Origin of the sequence: uncultured Tateyamaria sp. (assembly GCF_947503465.1) — a bacterium.
In the GTDB taxonomy this organism is placed as follows: Bacteria; Pseudomonadota; Alphaproteobacteria; order Rhodobacterales; family Rhodobacteraceae; genus Tateyamaria.
Map to the genome: position 1 here is coordinate 350,190 of NZ_CANNDN010000001.1, position 24,691 is coordinate 374,880.

Annotated in this window: 17 protein-coding genes; 8 read left to right on the plus strand and 9 right to left on the minus strand. The window is 60.7% G+C overall.

Annotation, left to right across the window (positions count from 1 at the left end; all coding sequences use genetic code 11):
• Window positions 1-166 precede the first annotated feature (166 nt).
• Both Q0844_RS01805 and Q0844_RS01810 read left to right on the plus strand, forming a co-directional pair.
• Window positions 167-6,619 carry a tandem-95 repeat protein gene (locus Q0844_RS01805; protein ID WP_299041449.1) on the plus strand — a complete coding sequence of 2,151 codons (6,453 nt, stop codon included), beginning with the start codon at window positions 167-169 and terminating at the stop codon, window positions 6,617-6,619.
• Window positions 6,620-6,932: 313 nt separating this feature from the next.
• The gene (locus Q0844_RS01810; protein WP_299041451.1) at window positions 6,933-8,804 is read left to right on the plus strand and encodes a Hint domain-containing protein; all 1,872 of its coding nucleotides are present in this window, start codon (window positions 6,933-6,935) and stop codon (window positions 8,802-8,804) included.
• Here Q0844_RS01810 and Q0844_RS01815 read toward each other — a convergent pair.
• The 4 genes from Q0844_RS01815 to Q0844_RS01830 all read right to left on the minus strand — a co-directional run bounded on the left by Q0844_RS01815 (window position 8,797) and on the right by Q0844_RS01830 (window position 13,276).
• Window positions 8,797-9,396: a nucleotidyltransferase family protein gene (locus Q0844_RS01815; RefSeq protein ID WP_299041452.1), complete on the minus strand. Its 600-nt coding sequence runs from the start codon at window positions 9,394-9,396 to the stop codon at window positions 8,797-8,799. The two genes, Q0844_RS01810 and Q0844_RS01815, sit on opposite strands and share 8 nt — an antisense overlap.
• A 112-nt stretch (window positions 9,397-9,508) precedes the next feature.
• The gene (locus Q0844_RS01820; RefSeq protein WP_299041453.1) at window positions 9,509-11,917 is read right to left on the minus strand and encodes an FAD-dependent oxidoreductase; all 2,409 of its coding nucleotides are present in this window, start codon (window positions 11,915-11,917) and stop codon (window positions 9,509-9,511) included.
• Window positions 11,918-12,023: 106 nt separating this feature from the next.
• Window positions 12,024-12,965, minus strand: a complete 942-nt coding sequence (locus Q0844_RS01825) for a radical SAM protein (RefSeq protein WP_299041456.1) — start codon at window positions 12,963-12,965, stop codon at window positions 12,024-12,026.
• A 14-nt stretch (window positions 12,966-12,979) separates the two neighbouring features.
• Complete coding sequence (locus tag Q0844_RS01830) at window positions 12,980-13,276, minus strand: hypothetical protein (RefSeq protein ID WP_299041459.1); 297 nt, start codon at window positions 13,274-13,276, stop codon at window positions 12,980-12,982.
• A gap of 234 nt (window positions 13,277-13,510) precedes the next feature.
• On the opposite strand from Q0844_RS01830, the gene Q0844_RS01835 reads away from it, so the two are divergent.
• Together Q0844_RS01835 and Q0844_RS01840 are read left to right on the plus strand one after the other, a co-directional pair.
• Window positions 13,511-15,922 carry an FAD-dependent oxidoreductase gene (locus Q0844_RS01835; protein ID WP_299041462.1) on the plus strand — a complete coding sequence of 804 codons (2,412 nt, stop codon included), beginning with the start codon at window positions 13,511-13,513 and terminating at the stop codon, window positions 15,920-15,922.
• 148 nt (window positions 15,923-16,070) lie between these two features.
• Window positions 16,071-16,901, plus strand: a complete 831-nt coding sequence (locus Q0844_RS01840) for a LytTR family DNA-binding domain-containing protein (protein ID WP_299041463.1) — start codon at window positions 16,071-16,073, stop codon at window positions 16,899-16,901.
• A 7-nt stretch (window positions 16,902-16,908) separates the two neighbouring features.
• Here the strand turns inward: Q0844_RS01840 and Q0844_RS01845 are convergent, their stop codons facing one another.
• Window positions 16,909-18,219 carry an HlyC/CorC family transporter gene (locus Q0844_RS01845; protein ID WP_299041464.1) on the minus strand — a complete coding sequence of 437 codons (1,311 nt, stop codon included), beginning with the start codon at window positions 18,217-18,219 and terminating at the stop codon, window positions 16,909-16,911.
• A 70-nt stretch (window positions 18,220-18,289) separates the two neighbouring features.
• Here Q0844_RS01845 and Q0844_RS01850 point away from each other — a divergent pair, with 70 nt between their 5' ends.
• Window positions 18,290-19,096 (plus strand): metallophosphoesterase family protein, encoded by an 807-nt coding sequence (locus Q0844_RS01850; RefSeq protein WP_299041466.1) that lies wholly within the window; start codon window positions 18,290-18,292, stop codon window positions 19,094-19,096.
• On the opposite strand, the gene Q0844_RS01855 is transcribed toward Q0844_RS01850, so the two are convergent.
• From Q0844_RS01855 to Q0844_RS01865, 3 genes are read right to left on the minus strand one after another with little or no spacing between them, the layout of a single operon-like run.
• Window positions 19,036-19,998 carry a site-specific tyrosine recombinase XerD gene (locus Q0844_RS01855; RefSeq protein ID WP_299041467.1) on the minus strand — a complete coding sequence of 321 codons (963 nt, stop codon included), beginning with the start codon at window positions 19,996-19,998 and terminating at the stop codon, window positions 19,036-19,038. The genes Q0844_RS01850 and Q0844_RS01855 overlap by 61 nt on opposite strands.
• Window positions 19,995-21,533: a hypothetical protein gene (locus Q0844_RS01860; protein ID WP_299041469.1), complete on the minus strand. Its 1,539-nt coding sequence runs from the start codon at window positions 21,531-21,533 to the stop codon at window positions 19,995-19,997. The genes Q0844_RS01855 and Q0844_RS01860 overlap by 4 nt, the downstream gene beginning before the upstream one ends.
• Window positions 21,523-21,672 carry a hypothetical protein gene (locus tag Q0844_RS01865; RefSeq protein WP_299041471.1) on the minus strand — a complete coding sequence of 50 codons (150 nt, stop codon included), beginning with the start codon at window positions 21,670-21,672 and terminating at the stop codon, window positions 21,523-21,525. The genes Q0844_RS01860 and Q0844_RS01865 overlap by 11 nt, the downstream gene beginning before the upstream one ends.
• Window positions 21,673-21,765: 93 nt before the next feature.
• Between Q0844_RS01865 and Q0844_RS01870 the strand changes: the two genes are divergently transcribed.
• The 3 genes from Q0844_RS01870 to Q0844_RS01880 are packed head-to-tail and all read left to right on the plus strand — an operon-like array spanning window position 21,766 to window position 24,074.
• On the plus strand, window positions 21,766-22,353 hold the full coding sequence (locus Q0844_RS01870; protein WP_299041474.1) for a shikimate kinase: 588 nt from the start codon (window positions 21,766-21,768) through the stop codon (window positions 22,351-22,353).
• Window positions 22,346-23,458, plus strand: coding sequence for a 3-dehydroquinate synthase (aroB, locus tag Q0844_RS01875; protein WP_299041476.1), 1,113 nt, complete (start codon window positions 22,346-22,348; stop codon window positions 23,456-23,458). The genes Q0844_RS01870 and aroB overlap by 8 nt, the downstream gene beginning before the upstream one ends.
• 19 nt (window positions 23,459-23,477) lie before the next feature.
• A complete protein-coding gene (locus Q0844_RS01880) occupies window positions 23,478-24,074 on the plus strand; it encodes a pyridoxamine 5'-phosphate oxidase family protein (RefSeq protein ID WP_299041479.1) in 597 nt (198 codons plus the stop codon).
• Between the two features lie 70 nt (window positions 24,075-24,144).
• Here the strand turns inward: Q0844_RS01880 and ssb are convergent, their stop codons facing one another.
• Window positions 24,145-24,648 (minus strand): single-stranded DNA-binding protein, encoded by a 504-nt coding sequence (ssb, locus tag Q0844_RS01885; protein ID WP_299041482.1) that lies wholly within the window; start codon window positions 24,646-24,648, stop codon window positions 24,145-24,147.
• Between the last annotated feature and the right edge of the window lie 43 nt (window positions 24,649-24,691).

The following is a 24,691-nucleotide window of genomic DNA, read 5'->3' on the forward strand; positions in this document are numbered from 1 at the left end:
TGATGGAGACGTATCCATGTGCCAGCTGAAGCACAATTTGGCGCCGAACAAGCCAACGCCGAGACGTGTTGTCTCGGGACAATCCGCGCCCGTGTCCATTGTTCACTCAGAAATCGTTCCGGTCGCGTTGCGTGCTGCGCGCAACCCCGCCTAGGAGTCCAAGCCCATGACCAAGTTTATCGATTTTAACAACCTCGCCGCAGGCACGGTTGTCGACAACGAGTTTTCCGCCCAGGGCGTGACCATTTCCGCACAAGGCGGGTCCAATCAGGCGATGATCTTTGACACGGCCCATCCGACCGGTGGCGACAACGATCTGGAAACCAGCAACCTGAACGGTGCCCTGATCATCTCCGAGGACGGAGACAGCAGCGACCCGGATGACAACGGCAGCGGGGGCCGGATCAATTTTGATTTTGACGACCCGTCGTCGATCAACCGTCTGACCTTCCTGGACATCGAAGAAGGTGCGCGCGTCTGGTTCTACGATGCGGAAGGGCACCTGATCGAATCGGTGGACGTGCATGCCACGGACAACAACGGCCAATCCATTGTTGATTTCGACGTGGACGGTGTGTCGCGTATGCAGGTGCAGCTGCACGGTTCCGGGGCCATTGATAACCTCGTGTTTGACACGACAGGTGACGGTGTGGTCGAGGGTGACAATGACGGCAACCTGATCGACGGCAACTTTGACGGTGACCCCGAAGGCGACAAGATCGACGCGGGCGACGCGTTGCTGCCAGGCGAAGCCCCCAACGACGACATCGTCGACGCCCTGGGCGGCAACGACACCATCATATCGGGCGACGGCGACGATGATGTCTATGCCGGCTCCGGTTCCGATACGGTCGAAGGCGGCGCAGGCAATGACCTGATTTTTGGCGACAGCAACTACAGCGGGCCGGGCGCGGGTGTCTCCGAGCGCGAAGTGTTCGAGTGGGAAAAATCGCCCTTTGGCGACGGCAACCACCTGGGCAACTTCACCCAGGACACCGGCAATGTGAACGTGTCGTTCACCATCCTGAACCAGTCGGGTGCGTCGCGGACCATTCAGTCTAACGATGACCAGAATGTCGCCAACATCGATGGCGACGGTAATAGGGTCGACGACAACAGCTCGCTTGACAACGTGTTGAACGGAAATGGAAATTCGGCCGAGTACCAACTGTCCTTCTCGGACGCTGTCGAAGACGTGTCGTTCCGCATCAACGACATTGATGGTGACGGCGTGGTGCGTGTGCGGGCCTTTGACGAGGCGGGCAATGCAATTGTCGTGAACCTTGAAGGTGGCAGCGAACTGACCCTGTTCGACACCGATGGTGTGGCGGGCAATGACACCGCAGATAGCAATGGCGGATATCTGGCAGACACGTCCGACGAATACTCGCTTCTGGTCAGCATTCCGGGGCCCGTGGCGCGCATTGTCATCGAACATGATCAGGATGGCGGCAACAACTCCGGCATCAACATCACGGATGTCTATTTTGATGCGCCCATCGCGGATATTGGTCCCGATGGCAATGATCTGCTCGAGGGCGGCGACGGCGACGATACCATCTTTGGCGAAGGTGGCGACGACACGTTGCGCGGTGAAGACGACGATGACAGCCTTGTCGGTGGTGACGGCAACGATCGCCTTGAAGGGGGACGTGGAAATGACCTGCTGGATGGTGGCGATGGTCGCGATTTCCTGATTGGTGGGTCGGGCGACGACACTGCCCTGGGCGGTGAAGGCAACGACGAAATCTGGATGGGTTCGGGCAATGACTCGGTCGATGGCGGGGACGACAACGATTGGATCCACGGCCAGACCGGCAATGACACGCTGAACGGCGACGACGGCGACGACATGGTCTTCGGGGAAGAAGGCGATGACGTCCTGACGGGCGGTGCGGGTGCCGACACGTTGAGCGGCGGAGACGACGCCGACACCATCTTTGGCGGCGCAGGCGACGTGGTGGACGGTGGGGCCGGGGGCTTCAGCACAAACCCGGCCAACAACACCGACCTCGACGTTCTGGACCTAACCGGCCAGGGTCCGTTCTTCCTTGATAACGTGACACCCGATAGCAACGGCAACGGCATCAACGGCACGGTTGTGTTCGTGGACGGCGCGGGCAACCCCAACGGTTTGACCCTGACCTTCACCGAGATCGAAGAGGTCATCGGCGACGAGATCAACCGCGGTCCCGACGCGGTGGATGACACCGCCACTGTCGATGAAGACGGCAGCGTGGACATCGACGTTCTTGGCAACGACACGGACCCTGACAGCGACCCGCTGCGCGTGACCGAGGCCACATCGCCCGATGGCGACGTGACCATCAACCCCGATGGCACGCTGACATTCGAGCCGAACGAGAATTTCAACGGCCCGACAACCATCACCTACACCATCACCGACGATCAGGGCGGTTTCGACACCGCGACAGTCAATGTGACCGTGAACCCGGTCAACGACGATCCGGTCGCGGTTGACGACACGGCGACAGTGAACGAGGACGGTTCGGTGGATATCCCCGTGCTGGACAACGACACGGATGTGGATGGCGATACACTGCGTGTGTCCGAGGCGACCTCGCCCGACGGTGACGTGACCATCAATCCCGATGGGACCATCACATTCGAGCCTGCTGACAACTTCACCGGTCCGACGACCATCACATATACCGTGGTGGACGATCAGGGTGGCGAAGACACGGGCACCGTCAACGTAACCGTGACTCCCATCAACGACGGCCCGGTTGCCAATGACGACACCGCAACGGTGGACGAAGACGGCAGCGTCGACATTCCGGTTCTGGACAATGACACGGATCTCGATGGTGACGATCTGCGCGTGACCGACGCCACGTCGCCGGACGGAGATGTGACCATCAACCCCGATGGCACGCTGACATTCGAGCCGAACGAGAATTTCAACGGCCCGACCACGATCACGTATACGATCACGGACGACAATGGCGGCACGGACACCGGAACGGTCAATGTGACGGTGAACCCTGTGAACGACGCGCCTGACGCCGTCAACGATGCAATCACCACCGACGAAGATACGCCTGTCACAATCGACGCACTGGACAACGACACGGATGTGGACGGCGACGCGCTGACCATCACCGGTGCTTCCGTCCCGGCAGAGCAGGGCACGGTCGAGATTGTCGACAATGAGCTGCTGTTCACGCCCGCGCCGAACTTCAACGGCGAGGCGACCATTTCCTATTCGATCGAGGACGGGAATGGCGGCACGGACACGGCAGATGTCGTGGTCACCGTGACGCCGGTCAATGATGACCCGGTGGCCGTGAATGATCTGGCCGAGACGATGGAAGACGAGGCCGTTGTCATCGACCTGATCGACAATGACACGGATGTGGATGGCGACGATCTGACCATCGGCACTGTGACCGTGGATCCGTCCGAGGGCACCGTGGTCGACAATGGTGATGGTACTGTCACCTTCACACCTGCGCCGAACTTCAACGGCACGGCGACCATCGACTATACGGTGATCGACGGGCAGGGCGGCGAAGATGATGGCCAGGCCATCGTCAACGTCGGAGCGGTCAACGATGGCCCCACCGCCAACGACGACTCTGCAACCACGGACGAGGATACGCCGGTCACCATCGACGTTGTCGGCAACGACACGGATCCAGATGGTGACACGCTGACCATCACCGGCGCTTCCGTCCCGGCCGAGCAAGGCACGGTCGAGATCGTCGGCAATGAGCTGCTGTTCACCCCGGCGGAAAACTTCAACGGTGATGCGACCATTACCTACTCGATCACCGATGGAAACGGTGGCACGGACACCGCCGAGGTGGCCGTGACAGTGAACCCGGTCAACGATGATCCGGTTGCGGTCGATGATATCGAGACCACGGACGAGGACGTGCCGGTTGTCGTGGACCTGCTGGGCAATGACACCGACGTGGATGGAGATGAGCTGAGCATCGGGTCGCTGGATGTCGATCCGGCCCAAGGCTCTGTCGTGGACAATGGCGACGGTACGGTCACTTTCACGCCTGCGCCGAACTTCAACGGTCCGGCCACGATCACCTACACCGTGATCGACGGCAATGGTGGTGAGGACACCGGCGAAGCGGTTGTGTCTGTGGGCGCGGTCAATGACGGCCCCGTTGCCAATGGCGATACGGCAACTACTGACGAAGACACGCCTATCACCGTCGATGTGCTTGGCAACGACACGGACGATGACGGCGACGATCTGATGATCACCTCGGCCACGGTGCCGGCGGATCAGGGCACTGTTGAGATCGTGGACAATGAATTGTTGTTTACACCTGCCGAAAATTTCAACGGCGAGGCGACCGTCACCTACACCATCACGGATGGCAATGGCGGCAATGACGTGGCGGATCTGGTGGTCACGGTGAATCCGGTGAACGACGCACCCGATGCGGTGGATGATGCGGACACAACGCCCTTCAACACGCCCATCACCATTCCCGTTCTCGACAACGACACGGATGTGGATGGGGATACCCTGCGTGTGACCGAAGCGACCTCGCCCAATGGCGATGTCGACATAAACCCGGACGGCACAATCACCTTTACGCCCACAGACGGGTTCGAAGGCGATGCGATCATCGATTACACCATCACGGACGACCAGGGCGGCTTTGACAGCGCGCAGGTCACTGTGACGGTGGAAGAGAACCCGCTGGATGGGATTGTTGAGGGCACCGACGAAGGTGACCTGATCGACGAAGATTACACCGGTGACCCCGAAGGCGACATGGTCGACAACGGCGACAACATCTTCTCGGACGATCCGGAAGACGAAGATGACGACATCATCGAAGCGGGCGGTGGCGATGACACCATCATCGCGGGCCAGGGTGACGACAGTGTTGACGGCGGCGAAGGCAACGACCTGATCGATACCGGAAACGGTGATCTGGCGCCCGATCTCGGCTTCCCCAACGACGATGGCACGCCTGTTCCGGGCTTCCCGTTCGGCTTTCCTGCCGATGACGACCCGAACAACGACCTCGACTTTGTCGATGGTGGTGCGGGTGACGACACAATCAGCACCGGCGACGACGCTGACACCATCATCGGTGGCGACGGCAATGACGTTATCGACGGCGGGATCGACGACGACATCATTGATGGCGACGACTCCAATGATTCGACTGCGGGCGGCGCAGACCGTATCGTGGGTGGCGAAGGCAACGACCTGATTGATGGCGGTGTAGGTGACGACACCATATTCGCCGGCAACGATCCCGATCTGGGCCTTGACCAGCTGAACATTGAAGACGACGGCTCGAACCCGATCTTTCCGGGCGATCCGCGCCCCGACAACGGCATGGACACCGTGTTCGGTGGCGAAGGCAACGACCTGATCTTCGGCGCGGACGACGATGACGAGCTGTATGGCGGCACCGGCAACGACACCATCGACGGTGAGATCGACGAAGACTTCATCGACGGTGGCGAGGGCGATGACAGCCTGCTGGGTGGTCAAGGCAACGACACGATCGAAGGTGGGGTCGGCAATGACTTCATCGATGGTGGACTGCAGGCTGACACGTTGAACGGCGGGGAAGGCAACGACACCATCCTGGGTGACAATGGCGCCGACCTGATCAACGGCGGTGAGGGCGATGACCTGATCGACGGTGGCACCGGCGACGACACGCTGAACGGTGACGGTGGCAACGATTCCATCATCGGCTCGACCGGTGACGATGTCATCGACGGTGGCGACGGCAACGACACGATTGACGGTGGCAATGGTGGTCAGGACATCATGTCCGGCGGCGCCGATCGCGACCTGTTCATCAATGTCGATGCGGGCGAGACGGTCGACGGTGGCGGCGAAGGCGATGACTTCGACACTCTTGATCTGCGCGACTCTGCACCGAACAACGGCTCGCTTCAGGTGACGTTCACCAACCCGGATGACAACGGCAACGGCTTTGACGGCTTTGTCACCTATTTCGATGCAAACGGCGATCCCACCGGAACGCTGACCTTCACCGACATCGAAGAGGTGATCCCCTGCTTTACCCCCGGCACCATGATCGCGACCCCGATGGGCGAGCGTCGGGTGGAGGATCTGAAGGTGGGCGACCGCGTCATCACCCGGGACAACGGGATTCAGGAAATCCGCTGGGTCGGTCAGCGCGCCATGTCTGGCGAAGAATTGGCCCGCGCGGAACACCTGCGTCCGGTTCTGATCCAGAAGGGCGCCCTCGGCAACGGCTTGCCAGAGCGTGACATGCTTGTTTCGCCCCAGCACCGCGTGTTGATGGCCAGCGACAAGACCGCGCTGTACTTCGACGAAAGCGAAGTGCTGGTGGCGGCCAAGCACCTGACGGACATGGATGGCATCGACGTGGTGGAGGTGTCCGGCACGACCTATATCCACGTGATGTTCAACCAGCACGAAGTGATCCTGTCGGACGGGGCCTGGACCGAAAGCTTCCAGCCGGGCGACATGACACTGGGTGCCATGGGTGACGCGCAACGCACTGAAATCCTGGAGCTGTTCCCCGAGTTGGAAACGGCAGATGGCATCGACGCCTACACGTCGGCCCGTCGCAGCCTGAAAAAGCACGAAGCGCGCCTGCTCACGCAGTAAGCGCTTCGCGCCAGACCGACAGGTTTATGCAGCTTCCCCGCGGTCGATTCGTGGGGACGCATCAAACGGGGCAGGGGGCTGCACCCGTTTTTTGTGTTCAATGTGCGCGCTTGTGCAGGATTGTTTCGCTTACGCCCCCGTATGGTGCTGCATTGCGGCATCTTTGTGCACCAAATGAGGCGGGGTTTACCAATCGTCGGTTTTTCCCCCTGAATTTCAATCGAAGTTGAATTAAACCCTGACTTCGGGTGTTGGGTCTGTGGGGGCAGGTCCGTGCCCCTCTCAGTATGAGTGCGCAAAAAGGGTTGCTGCCATGGCCGTTATCAACGGAACGTCGAACAACGACACCCTGCAAGGGACGAACGAAGACGATACGATTCAGGCGTTCAACGGCCAGGATCTGGTATCGGGCGACGGCGGCGACGACAGTATTCTGGGCGGCGGCGGAAATGACACGCTGTTTGGTGATGTGGGCGACGGCACAGCGCCGGGAAATGACGCATCGCCGCTGGTCATCGACATCAACAATCTGGTGACCCCAAACACGGGCAACGTGAACGCGGGCGCATCTGCCGTCTACAAGAACGTGGCCCAGCTTGAGGATGGCACCCAGGTATCGGCGCGGCTTGTTCTCGTGTCCAAGTCCGACAGCCGTTTGACGGTCGACTTGAACGGCGGTGACGGGTTTGAAATCCTGATGAACGGGCGCGGCAACGGCGACACGGCTGATTTCCGTATGGAATTCTTCATTCCAGACACGCCGAATGCGACGACGGGCACGCCAGTCGCTTTGAATTCGACAGCGACGATCAACGACCTTGATCGCAACAGTCCCGGCGATCAGGAAGCCGTCACAATAAACGCAAGCAGCTTCAGTGCCTTTGCCGTATCGGACGATTCCGTTCTGAACGTGATCGAAGCCGGTGGGCAGGTCACGGCAGAGGGTCGTGGCGATAACGACCCGGACGACCAAGAGGCGTGGTTTTCGGCCTCGTTCGAGAACCGGACATTTATTGAGTTCACGCTGGAATCCCGGTCGTCCAACTCTGGCTTTTCCTTCTCGGGGGACCTGATCGATGACGCGGTGGTCACGCCGATTGAAGCGGGTGATGACACGATCGAAGGTGGCAGCGGCCAGGATGTGATCTTTGGTCAGGGCGGTGATGACAGCCTGTTGGGCGAACAGGGCGATGACGACATCGACGGCGGCGAAGGCAATGATGTTCTGGATGGCGGCCAAGGGCAGGATGAACTGATTGGCGGTGCCGGCAACGACACATTGATCGGGGGTACGGGCGACGACACATTGCTGGGCGGTGCAGGTGAAGACCTGATCACGTTGGGCCCCGACAACGATCAGGCCCAGGGCGGCACCGGATCCGACCGCTTTATCTTTGATGGGTTGGGTAATCACAACATCATCGGTGGCGAAGACGCGGACGGGCTGGACATTGATGTTCTGGACCTGACCGGCGTGCGCGCCAATGTGATCCCGGATGGCCCCAACTCAGAATCCGGCACGGTCGAGTTGCTGGATGATAACGGGAACGTGGCGCGCCGCGTGACCTATGAAGAGATTGAACAGATCATCATCTGTTTCACCCCCGGCACGCGCATTGCAACGCCGAAGGGTGAAATTGCGGTCGAACAGCTGCAGGCCGAGGACAAGGTATTCACGCGCGACAATGGCGCGCAGACCCTTCGCTGGGTCGGGCGCCGTGACCTGACACCGGATGAAATGCGCGGCAATGACAGTTTTCAACCGGTGCTGATCCGACAGGGCGCGCTTGGCAAAGGCTTGCCCGAGCGGGACATGCTGGTGTCGCCACAACACCGGATGCTCGTGAACTCGGATCTGGCCGAGGTCATGTTCGAAGAGCGTGAAGTCCTGATTGCGGCCAAACATCTCACAGGCCTTGATGGGGTCGATCAAGTAAAAACGGGCGCGGTCAGTTATCTGCACCTGATGTTTGATCAGCACGAGGTTGTGCTGGCGGACGGCGCATGGTCAGAAAGCTTCCAGCCCGGCGATCATTCCCTGCGCGGTATCGGCGGGGACCAACGTGCCGAGGTGCTGACCTTGTTCCCGGAACTCGACACGCTCGCGGGGCTCGACAGCTACGGGGCCGCCCGGGTGTCCTTGAAACGGCACGAAGCGGAAATTCTGGTCGATCGTCTTAAATAGCCTGACGGGCCGCCCGCCAGGCGGCCCAGTCTTCCGGCGTGTCAAGGTCGAGGCGGGCACGATTGCCCGGCAAAGGAACCAAGTGTACGCGGTCTTCGGCGGCGTGAACCACGGACCGTCCGCCATCATCCCCCTTCAATGCCAGGAGACGTGAAAAAAGGGTCTGGTCAAAAATGATCGGATGCCCCCCGCGTCCGTCTTGTGTGCCGCCGCGCCAGATCAAAGCATCGGGATGGGTGCGTACCGCACCCATGACCGCGCGCAGGTCATCGGCCGTGAGATCGGGCAAATCCCCCAGCAGCAACATGGCCTTGTCTACATCCGGTCCCAACGTGCCGAAAACCCTGCGCAGGCTGGCGCCCATCCCTTCATCCGCATCCGGAACGGGTACAGGCAGCGCAGCTGTGTCCGCGACAATTGCGTGCCGCGGATGAGGGGCGGGAGGAAGCGCAACACGGACATCGTCGCTGAGCCTCTGCGCGTTCGCAATTTGACGGGCCAATAGCGGTAGGCCGTCCACCTCTTCGGTCAGCTTGTCCCGCCCCCGCATGCGGGACGATGCACCTGCGGCAAGTATGAGGATCGGGATCATGGTTGGACATTAGGCGCGCGGATCTGCTGCCGCAACAAGACCTCGCAAACGAACGACGACAAAATAAGGGCGGGTGGCCGCCCCAGGATTTCTTGAAACAGGCAAGGATGGACTATCCGCGCATGCGTGCACCGTCCGGGTCGAAAAGCGGCGTTGTCGCAAGTGTTGCGCTTCGCATCTGGCCGAGGATTTCGATTTGAACCTGACATCCTTCCACAATCCTGTTTGTCGGCAGGAAGCCAAGCGCAACCGAAGTCTGTGTGTGATGGGAGTAGCCGCCAGACGTGCAGAATCCGACAACGGCGCCATCCATCCAAATGGGTTCGTACCCATGCACATCTGCGTCATCGGCATCGACAGTGAAGGCGCAGAGTTTTCTGTCAGTGCCGTTCGTCCGATCAGCTTCGGCGGCGGCGCGACCGATGAAGTCGGTGTTCTTTTTCCACGATATGAACCGGTCGAGCCCGGTTTCAGCGGCGGTGTAGTCCGGCGAGAACTCGCTGAGCCAGGAGCCGAAGAATTTGTCGAGGCGCAATGACATCATGGCGCGCATCCCAAAAGGCGTGATCTCATGCGCTTGCCCAGCCTCCCACAGCGTCCACCACAATTGACGTTGCGCCATGGGGTCACAGTAGATCTCGTATCCCAGATCGCCGGTGTAACTGACCCGCTGCACGATGCAGTCCGTCATGCCGACCGTCAGCGTGCGCACATCGAGAAAGGCCATGTCCACGATGTCGTGTCGGGTGCAGGACTGCAACACTTCACGGGCTCTTGGCCCAGCCAATTGAAAGCCGTTTCGTTTGTCGCTGATGTTTTCGACGGTCACGCCATCTTCTGCGTGGACCATGAAATGGCGCATGTGGACCGATTGGGCGCCATAGCTGGCCGTCAGTTGGAATTCGTGTTCGCCGAGGCACGACATGGTAAAGTCACCGATCAGGCGGCCCTTGGGGCTGAGCATCGGGGTCAACGAAACGCGTCCCGGTTTGGGCACGCGACCCGCCATGATCCGGTCAAGCCACGCACGGGCACCTGCACCGGTGATGCGATATTTGCCGAAATTGTGCACCTCGTTGATGCCGACGCCTGCGCGGACGGCCTTGACCTCGCGCGCGGTTGCGGCAAACGCGTCGGAGCGGCGGAAAGACGGGGTTTCATAGGTCGGTTCGCCATCCCGGGCGAAGTAGTTGGCAACCTCCAGCCCATATTGCTGGCCCCAGACGGCGCCCATATCGGTGAAGATGTCGTACATCGGGGTGGTGCGGTTGGGTCGCGCGGCCGGCAATTCCTCGTTCGGGTAGGCGACCGAGAACCGCTTTTGGTAGTTTTCGATCACTTTCGGGCGCGTGTAGCCGGGGCTGATCCAGTCTCCAAACCGGGCCACATCCATGGCCGTCACATCGCGTTCGCATTCCCCTTCCGTCATCCATTGCGCGAGCATCAGACCCACACCGCCGCCTTGAGAGAAACCCGCCATCACACCGCAGGCAGACCAGTAGTTGCGCCGCCCAGGGACGGGACCCACCAGCGGATTGCCGTCAGGGGCGAAGGTGAAGGGGCCGTGTATGACCGACTTGATCCCGGCAGTTTCCAGGACGGGAAAGCGTTTGTAGGCAAAGTCGATACTGCCTTCGATCTTGTCGAAATCGTCGGGAAGGAGTTCATGGCCGAACGTCCATGGTGTGCCATCGACAGCCCAGGGGCGACAGGGTTGCTCGTAAAAGCCGATGCACAGGCCGCGGCCTTCTTGCCTGAGATAACTTTCGCCGGCCGGATCCATGACATGCGGGTGCTCGGTATCGCGGCTGTAGATGTCTGCAATATCGTCGGTGACGATATACTGATGTTCCATCGGGTGGAGCGGCAGGTAGACACCTGCCATGGCGCCCACTTCGCGTGCCCAGAGCCCGCCGGCGTTGACCACGTGTTCGGCGTGGATGGTGCCCTTGTCCGTGACCACGTCCCACGTCCCATCGGCGCGCTGGATGGTGTCGTGTACCATGGTGTGGGTGTGGATCGTGGCGCCCCCCATCCGCGCGGCCTTGGCATAGGCATGTGTGGTCCCCGAGGGATCAAGGTGACCGTCAAGCGGGTCATAGAGTGCACCGATTATGCCATCGGTGTTGGTGATGGGGGCGATTTTTGCAATCTCGTCCGGGCCGACGATTTCGGTTTCAAGCCCCATGAACCGATGTTTGGCCCGTTCGGCGAGCAGCATGTCAAACCGGTCCTGATTGTCGGCCAATGTGATCCCGCCCACATGATGTAGACCACAGGACATTCCGGTGATCTCTTCCAGCTCTTTGTACAGCTTGATGGTATAGCCTTGGAGGGCGGCCATGTTGGTGTCGCCGTTGAGCGTGTGAAACCCGCCTGCGGCATGCCATGTGCTGCCGGATGTGAGTTCCGAGCGTTCGATCAGCATGACGTCTGACCAGCCCAGCTTGGTCAGGTGGTAAAGAACAGAACATCCGACGACACCGCCGCCAATCACTGCGACACGGGTGGTGGTTTTCATGGATTTGACCTTTGCTTTCAGGTGGCCGACCGGCCCTCCGGGCGAGTTTATTTGGCCAAGTGAAGCTTTGGGTCAGAAGAAAGCGACAGGTGGTGTCGTTTCGGGCCTACAAGGTCGGCTGCTGGGCCTGATGAACCAATTCCGGGAAAAAAGCGCTGGCAAGTTTGCGCTGACAGGCCGTGCGCGTAGCCGCGATCACCCGCGCCATGGGGGCGGTGATGTACGGGGCCGCGTGCCCGTCTTGCAGGGAGCCGAGGCTGTGGGCCGGGTTCATGCCATAGGCGTAGGGGTGCAGCCGCCCCGTCTCATCCACGACAAGAGGAGAAATCAGCGAGCCGGGTTGGCCGATCTTCGCGTTGGCGATGTCGATGCCGGTCAGTGCATCGGTGCCAAAGGCCGTTTCGGGATAAAGCTTGCGGAACGCTTCTGTCAGAAGGAGGAGGCGCAGCATCTGTTCTTCGTTCAATTCGGCGCAATGACCGGGTGTTTCCGTGGCGCGGCCAACAGCCGCCACCGGATGAAACTGGATCTGGGCCGCGCCCGCGTCGCGCAACACGGCGACAAGATCTGGCAATTGCGGCAGGCTTGATCTGGTGACGGCGATCACTGCGCCGGTTTCAACCCCTGCGGCGACAAGCGATTTGAGCCCGGCATGCGCCTTTTCGAATGCACCTTTGCGGCGGCGGATGACATCATGCACGCAGGGCAAACCGTCAAAACTGATCGAAACCGAGTGCAGATACCCGTTGGCTGACAAGCGTTGAACATGGTCGCAATACCAGCCGTTGGTGATGACAGAGACCTGGTAACCTTGCGCCGTCAATCCCGCGCACAGTCCGTCTACGTCGCGGTAAAGCATCGGTTCACCGCCTGACAGGCTGGCCTGGCGATACCCGTGTTGAAACAGGCCAGCTGATCCCGCAAGCAGCGTGTCCAGCGCAAGGTGGTCCCGGGCCATCGGCCCGGAACGCGAGTAGCAATGCGCGCAAGTGAGGTTGCACATCCGTGTCGGATGAATGTGAAGTACGGGTGTGGGTGTATCGCTCATCTTGCGCGCCTTCTTCAGAATTCCTGGCCGACGCGGACGCGCAGCATATCCGGATCCTTGATGCCCCAAGGAAAAATCTCGATCCCGCGGATCTTGCCCACGGCCAGTTCCTCGACATCGCGGATGTCAAAGTCGGCAAGGCCGCCTTCGATCAGCAGATCGATGCAATAGCCGTAAGCACAGATATCGAGCCCGATAGGCTTGAGACGTGTGCGGCTGACGGCGGAGGCGAATTTTTCCAGGCTGGCCTTGGGCAGTTCGGCCTTGGCCAGGTGTTTGGTGACAAGCGAAAGGGCTTCTTTCTCGTCCATGACGGTGTTCCTTTTGAAAATGTGTTTTTTGAAAATGTACGTCAGACAAATGATCCGACTGGTTCAGGGTGCGCGCGATGTTCGGTGCCCGCAATGCGGGAATTCCTGACCTGTCCTGTGGCTGTGGCGCGCGCTGTTGCACCTCAATACGACGCGGGATGTCGCCTATGGACCACCGGGCGCGGCGACATCGGCGCAGGTTGACCTGCAACGAGTCTGCAACGGGAAAGTACCATGCGTACCCACGCACAAGCGGTCGTCATTGGCGGTGGCGTCATCGGATGTTCGATCTTGTACCACCTGACAAAACTGGGGTGGACCGATGTTGTCCTTTTGGAACGGGACGAGTTGACCAGCGGGTCGACATGGCATGCGGCAGCCAACATTCATGGTCTGCATGACAGCACAAACATAAGCCGCATCCAGCACTACACCATGGGTCTTTACAAAGAGTTGGAGCAGGAAACCGGGCAGGGCTGCGGCGTGTTCCAACCGGGGTCGCTGTACCTGGCCCAGACCGAAGCGCGCGAGCATCAATTGCGGCTGCAGGCGGCGAAGGCCAAGCTGTATGGTATGAACTTTCACGAGGTCAGCCGGGATGAGGCCGAGCGGCTGCACCCGTTGGTCGATTATGACGGCATCCGTTGCATCATGTGGGAGCCCGATGGCGGCAATGTCGATCCATCCGGGGTCACCAACGCTTATGCGGCGGGCGCGCGACAGAACGGTGCCGAAATCGTCCGCTTTTGCCCGGTGACGGGCACAGAACAGCAAGCCGATGGCACCTGGATCGTGCGGACGGACAAGGGCGATATCGCCACACCTTGGGTGGTTAACGCGGCGGGGCTTTGGGGACGGGAGGTTGCGGCGCTGGCCGGCATCGCATTGCCGCTGCAACCGACCGAACACCAGTATTTTGTCACAGAAACCATTGCCGAGGTGGCTGCATTGGATCGCCGTTTGCCCTCGGTCGCGGACCGGGATGGCGAGTATTACTTGCGTCAGGAAGGCCAGGGACTGCTGGTGGGCGCCTACGAGAAGGACGTGCGGTTCTGGGCGGAAGATGGCACGCCGCAGGGCTTTGGCCACGAGCTTTTTGCGGACGATCTTGAACGGATCGAGGACAACATGATGCGCGCGATTGACCGCGTGCCTGTTGTGGGCACCGCAGGGATCAAACGGGTGATCAACGGTCCGATGATCTGGTCGCCGGATTCCAATGTTCTGTTTGGACCTGTGCCCGAACTTCAGGGGTATTTCTGCTGTAACGGCATCATCCCGGGCTTTTCGCAATCCGGGGGCATGGGGTTGCTTGCGGCGCAGTGGATCATCGAGGGCGAAACGCAATACGACATGTTTGCCTGGGACATGGCCCGGTTCGGGACATGGGCGGGCAAGACGTTCACCAAGGCACGCGTCGGTGATCAATACGCGCACAGGTTCAAGATCCATTTCCCGGGCGAAGAACGCGTGGCGGGGCGTCCTGTCCGCACACGGCCCGTCCACGACATGCAAGTCGCAATGGGGGCCCGGATGGGGCTTAATTATGGGTGGGAACATCCGCTGTACTTTGCCGATGTCGCCGACACTGCGGGCTTCACGCGCCAGCCCTGGTTTGATGCCGTTGGCACCGAATGCCACATGCTTCGGGACCGTGCCGGGATCATCGATATCTCCAACTTTGCCAAGTATGTATGCAAGGGGCCGGGGGCCGAGGATTGGTTGAACGCTGTCTTTGCCAACCGGATGCCGCGCGTGGTCGGGCGGTCCTGCCTGACCCCGTTGATTGGCAAGCGCGGCGGGATCGCAGGTGATTTCACCGTGACCCGTCTGGCAGAGGATGAATTCTGGATCATCGGCTCTGGCATGGCGGAACGCTATCATACGCGGTTTTTCAAACAGGTTCCGCTGCCCGACGACACAACCTTTGAAAGCAGGACCGAGGACATCTGTGGCTTCAACGTGGCCGGTCCCGAAAGCCGTGCATTGTTGCAGCGAATGACCAACGTGTCCCTCGGAACCGAGGATTTCCCGTTCATGCGATCGCAACGGATAGAGCTGGCAGGCGTCGATGTGCTGGCGTTGCGCGTGTCCTTCACTGGCGATCTGGGGTGGGAACTGCATTGCCGCACCGCAGATCAGCTTCGGCTTTACACGGCGCTGATCGACCATGGCGCCGATATGGGCATCGGCCCCGTGGGCAGCCGCGCGCTGATGAGCTTGCGCGTCGAGAAGGGGTATGGGTCCTGGAGCCGTGAATATAGCCCCGAATACTGGCCACAAGAAGTTGGTTTGGACCGGCTGATCAAACTGGACAAGGCGTTTCTGAACAAGGACGCCGTGGCCGAAGTATTGACGCACGCAAAGCGCGAATCGCTGGTGCTTTTGCATCTGGACGACGCCGATACGGCGGCGTCAGGCGCCGATGCCACGGGCGGAGAACCCATCTTCGACAATGGTGCGGGAATTGGTCGCGTCACGTCGGGCGCGTATGGTTACACGGTCGGAATGAGCCTTGCCCTGGGGTATGTCACGGACGCAAGGCCCGGAGACACAGTCGAGGTGATGGTGCTGGGCCGCCCGCACAAGGCGAAAATATTGGAAAAACCGCCATTCGACCCCGATGGTGTCAGACTGCGTGGGTGATCGGGCAGGTGGTGGACTGGGGTGCGAAAGAACGCTCGAACTGATCGATACAGGCCTGTACTGAAACCGATAACAACATCCTTCCGCACCCCGATTAGGCCTTCCCGAGACGTTTACTCTAATTAGCGTCACATGTTAGATAGAAATCATGTTGGGGAAGGTCTACGACCACGAAGTGCAGGTTTATGTCTCGAATGGCAGCCTGGCACATTTCACGATACGTGAAATGCACGACCTTTACACGTCGTGGCAGATGTGGGTTCTCGTGCTGGTTGGCTTTTTGATCATGGCCACAGGGCATCCTGTGACTTTGCCGCAATTTGACAGTTTTGGGTTGCGCCTGGCGTTCTGGCTGATCGCGTTGCTTGTCTATCTCGTGGTGTCGATGGTGTACGCGCTGGCCAGCTGCCGTATCTGGCGGGCCGTCTTCGGCGGACCTATTCCGCTGATTGTGCTGTCGACCCCGTTGGTTCTGGCATCCACGTATCTCACCGCAGGTGCGTTGACCGTTCTGTTCGAGCCCGGCAAACCACCCTTCGGCAGCATGACCTGGCAGATGAATGTGCGAAACGTGCTGGTCGCCCACGTGTTCGAAACGGTTGCCCTGCTGTGGCTCTTGCCGGCACAGCGTGCGCGCAAAGCCAAGGCAACCGCTGCACGTGTCATCACGTTGGCGGGCAAGAAGGTCTCTCTGGCCGAGGTGGCCCGGGTCAAGGCGGCGGAACACTACCTCGAGATACATACCTCCGACGGGATCGAGATCATGCGCGAGCGTATGGCCACGTTTCTTGATCAGGTGCATGCCGAAGATGGCATTCAGACCCACAGGTCACACTGGGTGGCCCGGCGCACCGCTCAGTCCCTGAACGGATCAAAGCTGACCCTTCAGGATGGCGAGAAGATCCCCGTCGCCCGGGGGCGTCTGGATGACGTCCGTACATGGTTGGACACGCACAACGACGGCGGTGAAATAGCCTGAGGGCCGTTCAGTCCAACGACCGGATGCGCAATGCGGTGATGCGATTGCCGTCTCGCGCAGTCACTTCAAAACGGAAGCCATGAAAGCTGAACACCTGACCGACGGTCGGGATCATCTGCGCTTCGTGAATGACCAACCCGGCAACGGTGTTGGCCTCTTCGTCCGGCAGGTTCCAGTCGGTGGCCCGGTTCAGGTCGCGGATGGTCATAGCGCCATCAATATGGAAATGACCGTCATCTGCCTTCTGGACGGCATGTTCGCTGTCGGGGTCGAATTCGTCGGTGATCTCACCGACAATCTCTTCCAGGATGTCTTCCAGCGTAATCAGCCCCTGCAAGGAACCATATTCGTCGACGACCAGCGCAAAGTGGGTCCGCATCCGCAGGAATTGGCGCATCTGGTCGTCCAACGTCGTCGTTTCCGGCACGAAATAGGGCGGCATGGCCACCTGGCTGATATCAAAGGATTTCAGGGCGGCGGCATCGCCTTCGGGTCCACCGATGACCCGGTACATCGCACGCAGCAGGTCCTTGGCGTGAATGACGCCTATGATGTTTTCCTGTTCGTCCCGGAACACGGGCAGGCGCGTGTGGTTTGACTGAAGACACTGTTCCAGGATGGCCTGAGGGGTATCCTGTGCATTGATCATCTCGATGCCTGACCGGTGCAACATGATCTCTTCGACAGTGCGGTCGCCCAGATCCAGCGCCCCCAGAATGCGGTCGCGGTCCTCTTTTTCCACGACGCCTTCCGAATGGCCCAGCTGCAACGCGCCTGCGATCTCTTCGCGCACCGCCATGATCTGGCTGTCGGGGTCGATCCGCACGCCAAAGACGCGCAACACGCCCCGCACCAGCAAACGCACCGCGGCGACGATGGGGGAAAAAACCAGAACCACCAGCGAAATCGGGCGTGACACCAGCGACGCTGCGGTTTCGGAATTGGTGATGGCATAAGTCTTGGGCAGCACTTCGGCAAAGATCAGTACAAGCAGCGTCATCACAAGCGTGGCTAGGGCCACACCGGATTCGCCAAAGGCCCGCGTAAACAGCGCGGTCGCCAGTGACGTGGCAAGGATGTTCACCAGGTTGTTGCCCAGAAGGACCGACCCAATCAGCCGTTCATTGTCTTCGGTGATCTTCAGCGCCCGTTCGGCGCCGCGTGATCCCTTGTCTGCCTTGGCCCGCAATTTCCCGCGCGAGGCTGCCGTCAGTGCGGTTTCCGAACCGGAGAAGAAGCCGGACAGAACCAGCAGGCCGAGGATGACGGCGCAAGTGATCCAGAACGCCGCGTCCAGCGTCGAAGTGGGGTCGTCCATTCGTGATTTATCCTTTGATCGTGCTTGGGTTATGGGGGGCTGAGGCGATGCAATCAAGGGATAGGGCCAGATGCGCGTACAGGATTTGGGGGTGTTGCAGGGACCTGTGCTGTTCTTTGGCGGTCCATACTCCAACTTGCAGGCCACGCATGCCGTGCTTGATCAAGCGCGGATACGCAACGCCACGCCTGTCTGCACGGGCGACGTTGTCGCGTATTGCGGCCGCCCGGCGGAAACCGTGGCTGCCATCCGCGCGGCCGGGTGCGCGGTTGTCGCAGGCAATTGCGAGGTTCAATTGGCACGTGGGGCCGCCGATTGCGGTTGCGGTTTCGCGGAAGGCACGACATGCGATCTGTTGTCAGTAGGCTGGTTCGGCTATGCCAACCGGCATATCGGACAGGATGATCGCGTCTGGATGAGCACCTTGCCAGCCATCGTGATCTTCACCCATCACGGCGCGCGCTATGCAGTCCTTCATGGCGGCGCAACCGACATCGCGCGTTTTGTATGGTCGACGTCACCCGATACCGTGTTTGCCGAGGAATGGGCCACGGTTGAGGCGATCGTCGGACCGGTGGATCATGTCGTCGCGGGCCATTCCGGCATTCCGTTCCAGCGTGATGTGGGCGCGGGTACATGGATCAATGCGGGCGTGATTGGCATGCCGCCGCATGACGGGTCCAGGACGACCGTATTTGCGACCCTGAACGGCGGCGCGGTGTCTTTTCACCGTTTGACCTATGACGTTGCGACTGCCGTGCGGGACATGGAAGCCGTCGGCCTGACCCAAGGCTACCACAGCGCCCTGTGCAGCGGTTACTGGCCGTCAGAGGACGTGTTACCGCCCGACTTGCGCGTATCCCGCGCCAGCGGGTGATGGTCCAGCACCAGTTGTGTCAACCGTTCGTCCACGACATGGGTGTAAATCTCGGTGGTTGCCACGTCGGCATGGCCCAACATGGTCTGAATGGCCCGCAAATCGGCGCCACCCGCCAATAGATGGGTCGCAAAGGCGTGGCGCAGCGTGTGTGGCGTGACCTTGGACGGGGCCACCCCCGCATGGACGGACAGCGCCTTGATCCGCGCGTAGAACCAGTGCCGTGTCAGGTGTCCGGATGCGCCGCGCGACGGGAAAAGGAACCGGGACAGGGGCGCACCTTCGTTTTCCAATGCCGCCTGCTTGGCATCGCGGACCTCAATCCAGGCCAGTAGCGACGCGCGCGCCGACGGGGACAGCGGCACCATACGTTCCTTGCCGCCTTTTCCCAGGATCAACAGCATCTGTGGATCACCGCGTGCCGACGACACCGGCAGGCTCACCAGTTCGCTCACCCGCATGCCGGTGGCATACAACAGTTCCATCAGGCACGTGTCGCGCAGCCGGTCGTGATCGCCTCGACCATAGGTGCGCGCGGCGGTCAGCAGACGCTCGACCTCGTCTTCATCCAGCGTTTTGGGCAGGCGCTTGTCCTGTCCCGGGCTTACAATCTGGATCGCCGGATTGTCAGCGCGCCAGCCTTCTTCGAAGGCAAAGCGGTAGAGTTGCTTGATCGCGGACAGGCGCCGGGCGCGGGTTGCTTTGGCCAGACCCTGTGCATCGCAATGGATCAGATACGCCTCAATCTGGGCCGTATCTGCGGTGTCAAACCCGGTGCCCCGATCAGACAACCAGGCCCCCGCATCCTTCAAGTCCCGCCCGTAGGCAAGCAGCGTGTTCCGCGCGGCCCCAAGTTCCGCCGCCTGTGCCTCAAGGAAAGTCGAAATCCACCTGTCGCTCATCCCGGACCCTCAAGCAGAAGAACCTGAAGCGCGGTCCGGCGCGCAACATCTTCAAGCCCAAGGGCGCGTAAGGTGGCAAGACCGGTGGCCAGTTGCGTGACATCGCCCGCCGCGCCGTTCTGCGTCAGGTTGATCGTCTCAAGCAAGGCCGCACCGAGGGCGCCGTCCCGGGCCTTGCGCACTATGTCGGGGTCGGCGGGGGCGGTTGAAAACGCGCGCAGGATAGCGCCCTGAACACCGTCCGCGGTCAACCCGTTTGGCACAGTACCCGCAGCGACTGCGGCGTGAACAGGGCGTCTGAGCGCGCGGGCAGGAAAGCTTTCGGCTGCGGTCTCGTAGGCCGGGGACAGCAAAAGAACGTCGAACGCCACATCGGCTGCGGGCCCGCTCAGGACCAATTCGGAAAGGCGATCCGCAAAGAGATTCGCGAAGACGGTTTGCAGGCCAACCTGACCCATCGCGCGCCAGGCGGCGGGCAGGGTTTTGGCAACGGCATCCGGACTGCGGGTGCCAAGCGCCGTGTCGAACCGCTGGATGGCTGCCACCCGGTCCCAAACCCCGCCCGAAGCGGCCGCCTGACGCTGCGTATAAAGACCCAGCAGGCGGTTGTCGCCAAGTGCGCCGCGCCGGGCCAACCGTTCTGCCGCCTCCAATTGTGCCTTCCATCCGGAATTCGGTGACAGGTCCGCGTTGGCGTAGACCACCGGCCAGCCGCGTGTTGGAATGGGCGTGCCGATTGCTTGGAACAGGCGAAACATCAGCGGGTCGGGAGAGGGCGGCACGGGCAGGGGCGCTTCGCCCTCGAACAGCTCTGGATCAAGAAACCGTTCCAACGCCTCCGCAATATCCGGGTCAATAAGCCCAAGGGCGCGCGCCGTGCCCATGATCAGCACCGCGTCATCCCAATTCCCGGCCCGCGCCGCGCAAAACACATCATGTGCCTTGCCGGGGGACAGGCGCGGGGATTGGAGGATCAAGGCACAGGCGCCACCCACATTGCCTGCCACCAACGACAGGTCCATGTAGCGCGACAGGTTTGCCGCCTCGCGGGTGACGCCCATCTGCTCCAACAGCGCCAGCGCCGGGTCAAGCGCGCCATAGCGGGTCAGCACGTCGACCCGCGCCAGGTCAAACGCCATGGCATCGCCTTCGGGTGGATGCGCCTCGGCCAGAAGCAAGGTCATGGTCAGCGCCTGGATCGCGGGCAAGGGGGCATCGGGCAAGGCAGTGATGGCGCGGGTCAGCGTGGCGGCCCTGCTGCCTGTCCAAAGCGTGTCGGGCAAGCCGGTGACATTCGAGGGGGCCAATCCCACGCGTTTCGAGGCGGGATCGGTCAAGGGCCGTACGGTCACTTGTGGCACCGTGCCACTGGGCGCGACATCGGGTTCGTCCGGTGCGGGTTGGACCGCCTCGATGGCGCCTTGCATCTCCAGCCAATCGATCACGCTCAGCGGGGCCGCAGGTGTGTCCTGTCCTTGCGCGGCGACCGCTGCGCCGATCACGGCAAAAAGCGATGAAACAAGGCTATTCCGCATCCAAGGTCACTGGCACACGTGTTTCATCCTGTGGCGGAGAGAAGTTCGCCCCAAAGTACTCACCCACATAGGCATAGCCCACAAGTCCGACAAATCCGATGATCGCTAGAAAGATCAACAGCTTGAATAGACGGATCATGTTTTTGCCTGCCCCAGAATTCTTGGTCGTGGTTCTTTGTTTTGCACAAAGCATATATGGCCTTTTTTGCAAAATCACGTCATTGACAAGCATATGAGCGAAAATCAGCAGGACAGCGTGGTTGGGGCAGGCTTTGCGCTGAAGAAAACCGTGGTCATGGTCGGCATGATGGGCGCGGGCAAGACGGCCGTGGGCCGGGCACTGGCCTTGCGTCTTGGGGTGCCGTTTCTGGACAGCGATGCCGAGATCGAGGCGGCGGCCAACATGACCGTGCCCGAAATCTTTGAGCGCGACGGCGAGCCGTTTTTTCGCGCCAAGGAAACGCAGGTGATCTCGCGTCTTCTGGATGAGGAACGGGGCATTCTGTCCACCGGTGGCGGCGCTTTTCTGGCCAGGGAAAATCGCGCGAACATCACCGCACATGGCGTGTCGGTGTGGCTGAATGCCGACCTTGATCTGCTGTGGCAGCGCGTTCGGCACAAGGACACGCGCCCGTTGCTGCGCACCGCCAATCCACGTGCGACACTTGCGGAAATCTATGCCGCCCGCGTACCCTTGTACGCCATGGCCGATGTTTCCGTGGTGTCCCTGCCGGATCTCAGCATTGATGAAATGGTGGACCGGGTTGTGGCGACACTGCTGACCCAACGCCCGGATGTTCTGGAGAAAACGGATGCGTGAAACCGTCCATGTACCGTTGGGTGACCGCGCCTATGATGTGCTGATCGGGCCCGGCCTTTTGGCGGAATCCGGGGCACTGATCGCACCATTGTTGCCGCGCCCGCGTTTGGCAGTCGTCACTGAAAGCCGAGTGGCTGGCCTGCATCTGGAGGCGCTGCGGGCAGGTCTTGCCGCTGCGGGGATCGAAGCGGTCGCTCTTGAGTTGCCCCCGGGCGAGGCCACCAAGAACTGGGCCCATCTGGGACAGGTGACCGAATGGCTGCTGGATCAAAAGATCGAACGCCGGGACGTTGTGGTGGCTCTGGGCGGCGGCGTCATCGGCGACCTTGTGGGCTTTGCCTGCGCTATCCTGCGCCGTGGTGTGCGCTTTGTGCAGGTGCCCACGTCGTTGCTGGCGCAGGTTGACAGTTCGGTGGGCGGCAAGACCGGGATCAACACGGCGCAGGGCAAGAACCTGGCCGGCGCCTTTCATCAGCCCAGCCTCGTTCTGGCCGACACGGATGTGCTTGGCTCGTTATCCGAGCGTGATTTTCTGGCAGGCTATGGCGAGGTGATGAAATACGGGCTGTTGGGCGATTCCGCGTTCTTTGAGTGGCTCGAACACAATGCCCCCGCCATGGCGTCAGGCGATATGGCCCTGCGGGTTGCCGCCGTGAAACGGTCGGTTGAGATGAAGGCCGAGATCGTGACGCGCGACGAGACAGAGCAGGGGGACCGTGCGCTTCTGAACCTTGGGCACACATTCTGCCATGCGCTTGAGGCCGCAACTGGATATTCGGACCGCCTTTTGCATGGAGAAGGTGTGGCAGTGGGATGCGGGTTGGCGTTTGAGCTGTCATCCCGGTTGGGTCTATGCAGTCAGGAAGCCCCCAGTCGCGTGCGCGCGCATTTGAAAGCGATGGGGATGAAGACCGATATCGCCGACATCCCCGGCGATCTACCGGATGCGGCCGGCCTGCTGGACCTGATGGGGCAGGACAAGAAGGTTGTCGCAGGCACGCTGAATTTTGTCCTTGCACGCGGGATTGGCGACGCCTTTGTCACCTCGGATGTGCCACGCGACGTGGTCATGGGAGTGCTGAAGGACGCGCTGCACGGGCGCTGATACGGCAAGGGAGAATGCGATGACACCGGACAGGCTCAGGGAACTCTACGGCGAACCGCACACGCTGGCCGCTGCCAAGGTTGTTTCGACATTCGATCATCATTGCCGCCAGTTCATTGATCATGCGACGTTTCTGGTGCTGGCAAGTTCGGACGGTCACAACCTTGATGTGTCGCCCAAGGGCGATCCTGCGGGGTTTGTGCAGGTCGACTCCGACACAACGATGCTGATACCGGACCGCCCCGGCAACAACCGGATCGACACTCTGCTGAACATTCTGGCCCATCCGAAAGTCGCGTTATTGTTTATGATCCCTTCGGTCACAGAAACCTTGCGCGTCAATGGCACGGCAGAGATCAGCGACGATCCCGCATTGTGCGACCGGTTCCAGGTGAACGGGCGCAGCCCAAAGACGGTTATACGCGTCACAGCGGATGAGATTTACACCCATTGCGGCAAGGCCCCAATCCGATCTGGCCTATGGACGCCCGATACATGGCCAACCGAACGTCCCGTACCGACCCTGTTCGATATTCTCAAGGATCACACCCGGTTGCCGGTGAAAGATACCAGTCAGAATGCAGTGGACGAGGTTTATTCCAGGTCGATGTACTGAAGCGCGGTTCCTGTAAACGCAAAAGGCCCGCGATATCCTCGCGGGCCTTTTTTCCTGTCTGATGATCCGATCAGAACGGAATTTCGTCGTCCAGATCACGGCTTGGCGCCGGGCTGGGCTGGCTGTTGCCGCCACCGCCGCCATATCCACCGCCCTGGTCGTCATATCCCATCTGGCCACCGCCACCGCCGCCGCCAAAGTTACCACCGCCGCCGCCTTCGCCACGGCCATCCAGCATTGTCAGGGTCGAGGTGTAGGGGCGCAGCACAACTTCGGTCGAATACTTGTCCTGCCCCGACTGGTCCTGCCATTTGCGGGTTTCCAGCTGGCCTTCCAAATACACTTTGGACCCTTTGCGCAGATACTGCTCGGCCACGCGCGCCAGCGGTTCCGAGAAGATGGCGACCGAATGCCACTCGGTGCGTTCCTTGCGTTCGCCCGTGTTGCGGTCTTTCCATGTCTCTGAGGTTGCGATGCGCAGGTTGCACACCTTGCCGCCATTCTGGAACGTGCGCACTTCGGGGTCGCGCCCCAGATTGCCGATCAGAATGACCTTGTTGACGGACCCTGCCATGTTCTTCCCCTCTATCGCTCGCCGGGCTGATTCCATCTCCGGC

What these genes read in the sequence shown, in the direction of transcription:
- Q0844_RS01830 (WP_299041459.1), bottom strand. Translation starts at nt 13,276, where the DNA reads ATGGACGAGAAAGAAGCCCTTTCGCTTGTCACCAAACACCTGGCCAAG.
- Q0844_RS01810 (WP_299041451.1), top strand. Translation starts at nt 6,933, where the DNA reads ATGGCCGTTATCAACGGAACGTCGAACAACGACACCCTGCAAGGGACG.
- Q0844_RS01850 (WP_299041466.1), top strand. Translation starts at nt 18,290, where the DNA reads ATGCGCGTACAGGATTTGGGGGTGTTGCAGGGACCTGTGCTGTTCTTT.
- Q0844_RS01820 (WP_299041453.1), bottom strand. Translation starts at nt 11,917, where the DNA reads ATGAAAACCACCACCCGTGTCGCAGTGATTGGCGGCGGTGTCGTCGGA.
- Q0844_RS01865 (WP_299041471.1), bottom strand. Translation starts at nt 21,672, where the DNA reads ATGATCCGTCTATTCAAGCTGTTGATCTTTCTAGCGATCATCGGATTT.
- Q0844_RS01840 (WP_299041463.1), top strand. Translation starts at nt 16,071, where the DNA reads ATGTTGGGGAAGGTCTACGACCACGAAGTGCAGGTTTATGTCTCGAAT.
- Q0844_RS01845 (WP_299041464.1), bottom strand. Translation starts at nt 18,219, where the DNA reads ATGGACGACCCCACTTCGACGCTGGACGCGGCGTTCTGGATCACTTGC.
- ssb (WP_299041482.1), bottom strand. Translation starts at nt 24,648, where the DNA reads ATGGCAGGGTCCGTCAACAAGGTCATTCTGATCGGCAATCTGGGGCGC.
- Q0844_RS01870 (WP_299041474.1), top strand. Translation starts at nt 21,766, where the DNA reads ATGAGCGAAAATCAGCAGGACAGCGTGGTTGGGGCAGGCTTTGCGCTG.
- Q0844_RS01860 (WP_299041469.1), bottom strand. Translation starts at nt 21,533, where the DNA reads ATGCGGAATAGCCTTGTTTCATCGCTTTTTGCCGTGATCGGCGCAGCG.
- Q0844_RS01835 (WP_299041462.1), top strand. Translation starts at nt 13,511, where the DNA reads ATGCGTACCCACGCACAAGCGGTCGTCATTGGCGGTGGCGTCATCGGA.
- aroB (WP_299041476.1), top strand. Translation starts at nt 22,346, where the DNA reads ATGCGTGAAACCGTCCATGTACCGTTGGGTGACCGCGCCTATGATGTG.
- Q0844_RS01805 (WP_299041449.1), top strand. Translation starts at nt 167, where the DNA reads ATGACCAAGTTTATCGATTTTAACAACCTCGCCGCAGGCACGGTTGTC.
- Q0844_RS01825 (WP_299041456.1), bottom strand. Translation starts at nt 12,965, where the DNA reads ATGAGCGATACACCCACACCCGTACTTCACATTCATCCGACACGGATG.
- Q0844_RS01815 (WP_299041452.1), bottom strand. Translation starts at nt 9,396, where the DNA reads ATGATCCCGATCCTCATACTTGCCGCAGGTGCATCGTCCCGCATGCGG.
- Q0844_RS01880 (WP_299041479.1), top strand. Translation starts at nt 23,478, where the DNA reads ATGACACCGGACAGGCTCAGGGAACTCTACGGCGAACCGCACACGCTG.
- Q0844_RS01855 (WP_299041467.1), bottom strand. Translation starts at nt 19,998, where the DNA reads ATGAGCGACAGGTGGATTTCGACTTTCCTTGAGGCACAGGCGGCGGAA.